The 5,375-nt window shown below is 63.6% G+C and carries 4 protein-coding genes; all 4 read right to left on the reverse strand.

The window, feature by feature from the left end; translation table 11 throughout:
- The coding region (locus tag NTZ26_14735) for an O-antigen ligase family protein (GenBank protein MCX6561756.1) at window positions 1-1,119 on the reverse strand (1,119 nt) is incomplete at its 3' end.
- Window positions 1,119-2,243 (reverse strand): glycosyltransferase family 1 protein, encoded by a 1,125-nt coding sequence (locus tag NTZ26_14740; protein ID MCX6561757.1) that lies wholly within the window; start codon window positions 2,241-2,243, stop codon window positions 1,119-1,121. The genes NTZ26_14740 and NTZ26_14735, both read right to left, overlap by 1 nt.
- A 412-nt stretch (window positions 2,244-2,655) precedes the next feature.
- Window positions 2,656-3,993 carry an oligosaccharide flippase family protein gene (locus NTZ26_14745; protein ID MCX6561758.1) on the reverse strand — a complete coding sequence of 446 codons (1,338 nt, stop codon included), beginning with the start codon at window positions 3,991-3,993 and terminating at the stop codon, window positions 2,656-2,658.
- 302 nt (window positions 3,994-4,295) lie between these two features.
- On the reverse strand, window positions 4,296-5,375 hold a 1,080-nt coding region (locus tag NTZ26_14750; GenBank protein MCX6561759.1), incomplete at its 5' end, for a PQQ-binding-like beta-propeller repeat protein.

The raw sequence follows: 5,375 nt of genomic DNA on the forward strand, positions 1-5,375 counted from the left end.
GCCCAGGCTGCCTCCCTGCCAAGCCAGGAACACCCCGGCCAGCACCCAGAGCATGGGCGCCCCGCGGGCCGGGCGCGCCTTCAAGGCCGCCTTCAGGATGATCAGAAATGAGAACAGGATGAAGCCGGCGAAGGCGGCCAGCCCGATAATCCCCGTCTCGACGAGATACCGGATAAAGTCATTGTGGGGAGCAAACCCGATTTTCTGATTCGTCCTCCACGGGTTGATGATCGAGGTCGTGTGCAGGCCGTACCCCAGCCACTTCTTCTGCTTCCAGAGGTCGATCAGGTTGGACCAGTTGGCGAACCGCCAGCCGACCGAGGTGCCGTACTTGTACTCCACCACAGCCGCTGTCACCTCGGCCGGCGCGAAAGATTGGACCGTCTTCATCTTGGCCGGCGCCTGGCGGTTGATGAGCAGGATCAGAGCAAAAAGCGCCGCCAGCCCGACGATAAGACCTCGGCCGCTTTTCTCCTCGCGCAGGAAGATCCAGAGGAGCAGGACCCCCAGCATGAAATACCCGCCGATGTTCAGCGTGCCCACCAGGAAGACCAATTCCACCGCGATAAGAACCGTCCACAGGGGATGGTTCGAGCGTCGCGACCGCTCGTACGTCAGGGCGATGAAAAATATCAGGAAGATGCCGAGCGAGTTCGGATGGGAGAGCGTCCCCATCAGCCGGAATTCCGTCCCGATGACCCAGCCCTTGCGGAAGACCGCCTGGTAGACGGCGGCCAGGAGGGGGATGGGAAGCGCCAGGAAAAGGAGCGCCGGCCCGCCCCGGCGACCGACCCGGGGCCGCAGGTTGTAAGCCAGCAGGAAGACCGCGGGGATCGACAGCAGCCGGACCCACTCGCGGACGGCCAGAAGGCCCTCGCTCCCGAACCCCCGCCAGCTTAAGAAGACGAAGGGTAGAAGGACGAGAAGCCAGACCATCCAGCCCGTAAGCAGCGGATGCCAGGCCGTCTTGCCCCGCCGGAGAAGGACCCAGGCCGCCATGGCCAGCAGCGCCAGGCCGGTCAGCGCGGGGATGTTGAAATTCAGCGGGCCGAGCCGGACGGTTGTGAAAATCTCGAGCGCGCTTCGGGTGACGAGCAGAGCGATGAGGGTTTCGAACATCAGGCCGGCTCCTTCGCTTCCTCGTATAGCTTCCAGGTCAGGTCCGCCGTCCGGGACCAGGGGAATTCGCCCGCCCGGCGCAGGCCTGCTTCGATCATCGTCCGCCGCAGATCCCGGTCCTCGAGCGTGCGTCGCATGGCCGCGGCCAGGGCCTCGCCGTCGTCCGGGTGGACGAGGAGAGCGGCTTGGCCGGCCACTTCCGGCATGGCCGAGACCGACGAGGTCACGACCGGAACTCCGCTGGCCATGGCCTCCAGAACCGTCAGTCCGAATCCCTCCCCCCGCGAAGGAAAGACATACAGGTCGGCCGCCTGATACAAGGCGGGGAGCCACTGGGCCGGGACGAAGCCGAGGTGGCGGATGCGCCCCCGCGCGGAATCATCCTCGATCGCGGCCAGGATCTCCCTGCCCTTCCAGCCGACGGGCCCGGCCAAGACGAGCGTGTGCGGGATGTCGCCGATGAGGTGCAGGAAAGCCCGAATGAGGCCGTCCACGTTTTTGCGGGGCTGGATCGCCCCCGTGAAAAGGATGTAAGGCGGCTTAAGCCCCAGCCCGGCCAGGGCTCCCTTGACGGTCTCGGCGGGGATATCGGGCCGGAACTCCCGTCTGTCGACACCGTTGGGGATGAATATAAGCTTCTTTTCCAGCCGGGGGGCCGCCTGAAGGACATCCCGCAGGGCCGCCCGCGACTGCACGATGATCCGGCCGGCCGTGCGGGAGGCCCGGTTTAAGGCGGATTTATATTCACGCACTGAGAACGGCGAGTACCAGTCTGGATGTATGAGCGGCAGGACGTCGTAGAGCGTGTAGATCATCTTGCAAGCTGGAGGCACCGGCCGCGGATAGAGTGACGTCTCGTGATAAACCCGGAGTCCGGCCATACCCCAGCGGTTGAGATGCGGCAAGCGGAGCAGCCTGAAAGTCGCCTTCTCGGGCAGTCGCAGGGACCTTATGGGAAACCCGGCCAGATCCTCCACCGTGCTTTGGGCCGCTTTCCGCCGGCTGTAAACGAATCCGGCCATCGCCTCAGCCTTGGCCGGATCGGAGGCATAAGCCCGCACAAGCTGGTAGACATAGCTCGAGATCCCGGTCCTCTCCGGCCAACTAATTGGCGACAAATTCATCCCAATCCAAACTTTATTCTGCACTTCGCACTTGCCCTTCAGAATGTTCTTTCCCCATCTCCACGCTGACCAAGCGTCTTGATGTTCGGCCAACGGAAAAAATATCGGGATCTTCGCCCAATTCCGGGGATATCAGGCAGTTCGGAGAATCGGCCAACGGCGAAATAGCGAGGCCGGCGCCTTTTTCCATAGTTCTCTGAGGGAAGCCAGCGGCCGCCGAGGGCTGTTTGAGCACGCGACCATCTATCGGAAACGAAATGGAGTGGGTGATCTCCAAGACCGGGCGATCTGGAATGCGCAGTTCCGAGGCGCCGAAGAGAGCTGTGGGAAAAGGCGAGAAGAGGCCGAAGCCGCCGGGCCGATACTCCGAACTGCCCTCCCCGGAATTGGGCGATAAGCAAAATATTTGTACTCATACTAATCCCGCCAGGCGCACCCGGTTGGTCTTGCGCAGGAACAGCGCCGCGACGACGGCCGCCAGGTAGACTGCATAGCCGACGCCGAAAGCCCAGCCGGGGCCGACAATTCCCAGCTTGGGAGTCAGCAGCGCGTTCGCGGCGATGTTGGCCGCCAGGCAGAAGGCCATGGCCAGAAAGTTGGAGAACGAGTCCTCCAGCCCGTAAAGAAGGTAGGATAAAGGGAGCGCCAAAACCAAGGGAACATGCCCCAGGAAAAGAGCCCTGGTCGCGGCTGCCGATCCCGCGAAAGCCGGTCCGAAGAAGACGGCCACCAGGAAGGGGGCGACGACGACGAGCCCGGCCAGGACGACCAGGAGAAAGGCCGTCAGCGCCGCAGCCTGCCGCCCATAGGACTGCAAGGCCCGGCGCGAAACGACGGCCAAGGCGGCTTTGGGGAGGTAAAGGGCCGAGGCCGCGCTCAGGAAGACCGTCAGGGCGCTCAAAAGCCGCGAGGCCGCCGAATAAACGCCCACATCCGCGGCCGGGAAGACGTGGCCCACGACCAGCATGTCGATCCGCTGCAGGACGACATAGAGGAGGCTCGTGGCCAGGATCCATTTCCCCAGCGATCGCATGCGTCCCGCGGCCTCGGGGTCGAGCGGGAAGATCGGCCGGGCGCGCCGGGCCAGCCAGACCAGCGCTACGCCACCCGCGAGTACTGCGGCCGCCGCCAGGACCATCCCGGCCGCGGCGGGGTCGAGCGGACCCGCCCGCCTCGCCATCACGAACAGGACGGCCAGCGCGACGGCATAGAAGGAGACGGTCCCGAGGGCATACCCCGCGAAAGCCTCTCGGGCCTGCAGGTCGGCGATCACGGAGGCCAGGAAGGTCAGGCAGGCGCCTCCGGCCACGGCCAGAACGAGCAGGCCAAAGGTTGTTTTACCGGGAAACGCCCAACGCGAGAGGGCGAAAGCGGCGGCCGGGGATAGGCCCCCGATCCAGGCCACCGCTTTGATCTTGTCGGCCAGGTCGACGCGGAGATAAGCGCGAGCTCCAGCAGGCGGCGCCGTGCGGGCGTAGCGCACATAAGACGAGTCGATGAAGGCGGGGATCTGCCATACGAGCGTCATGACCGTAAAGAAGAGGGCGAAGCTCCCGAATCCTTCCAGGCTCATATCCCGCGAGAGCAAGACAAAAATCAGGAAGGAAAGAAGCCCCGCCGCCCCGTTTCCGGCCAGGACGAAGGCGTATCCCCGAACAAGCGCCGGCACGCCGGCAACATCGATCAGGGGAACTTTCTTCATGGCCATGGCCGGGTGCCGCCATTTTATCTTGATCCGGGCAATAAGCACAATTGTTGGGTCCTCTCCCATCTCCGGGAAATGGAAGCGGAACGGGGTATCGGCCAACGGCGAAATTGCGAGGCCGGCGCCTTTTTCCATAGTTCTCTGAGGGAAGCCAACGGCCGCCGAGGACTGTTTGAGCTGTGAAAGAACAAACAAAAAGAGATAGAGTGGGAGGACATGCAAGTCAGTTTTTAACGAATGTGCGAGTTCCGAGGCGCCGAAGAGAACTGTGGGAAAAGGCGAGAAGAGGCCGAAGCCGCCGGGCCGATACCCCTGGCCGCTTCTCTCGGAGATGGGAGATGATCCGATTACTTGGCCTTGGCTTCGGGACCCATGAGCTGCAGGAAGCCCCGATCGGCCTTCGCGTCGTACATGTGGACAACCAGGTTCCCATCCCAACAATGGAAATCGCCGGCGATTTTCATGCCGACATCGAAGCGGAAGCGCGATTCCCCCGATCGATCGACCAGTCCGAACATCTCGGAGGTGCCGAACGAGCCCAAGATCCGGCCCTGCCAGAAGACGGGCATGGGTGTTTCGAGGATTTCGCCTCCGCGCCACCACTTCAGGTCGCCCGATCGGCGGACAAGGCAGAAGATCACATCGTTGGTTCCGAGCGCACAGACCCGCTTATCCCCCATAAAGGCGACCGCTCGGAACGGGATACCCAGGCGCCGGCTCCAACGCGGCTTTTTCGTTTTCCGGTTGAAGGACTCGATGACTCCGCCCTCTTTCCCGATAAGGAGGGTGTCGTCCGCAACCGCCAGCGGTCCCCGATAGGGAACCTCGCTTTTAATCCGTTCGACTTCCTTGCCGTCCGGACCCAGAACGGCGATTGCACCGCCACGGGTCACCACGAAAAGCCGGCCCTCGGCGGCGCACCAGGAGCCGACAAGCTCCCCTCCCGCCGGGAGCGTCCCCTCGCTCTTCCCGCTCTGCCCATCGAAAACGGAGAAGTGCCCCGCCTGGCGATGGATGAGAACCCGCTCCCCCAGCGCGACGGGCGCGCCGTCGGCCGGCTCCCCCGTCGCGGCCGTCCAAGCCGGCTGGCCCTTTTCGTTCAGGGCATAGACCTCACCAGCATCGTCGACGGCGATGACCAGGGCTCCCGCGACGGCGGGGGCGAAAGATATCGGGGCTTTTGTCGGGAATTGCCAAGCGATGACGGAGGCCGGCGCCGTCATGGAGAAGTTGGGATCTTTGGCTCTAGGCTCGGACCGCCAGAGAGCCTCCAGAGGCGCGTACGCCACGGCGTAGACCATGCTCGCGGATGTCGTAAAATAATAACGGCCGCCGCCGGCGGCGCCGATGCCGTTGATCCGTCCATTGTACGAAAGAAGAGGATATTTCTTCATCGGCCAGAAGACATACTCCGGCGTCTTGGCCTG

The sequence above is a fragment of the Candidatus Aminicenantes bacterium genome, assembly GCA_026393855.1.
Classification (GTDB): domain Bacteria; phylum Acidobacteriota; class Aminicenantia; order Aminicenantales; family UBA4085; genus UBA4085.

Coding starts and splice junctions, on each gene's coding strand:
- NTZ26_14740 (MCX6561757.1), bottom strand. CDS start 2,243: ATGAATTTGTCGCCAATTAGTTGGCCGGAGAGGACCGGGATCTCGAGC.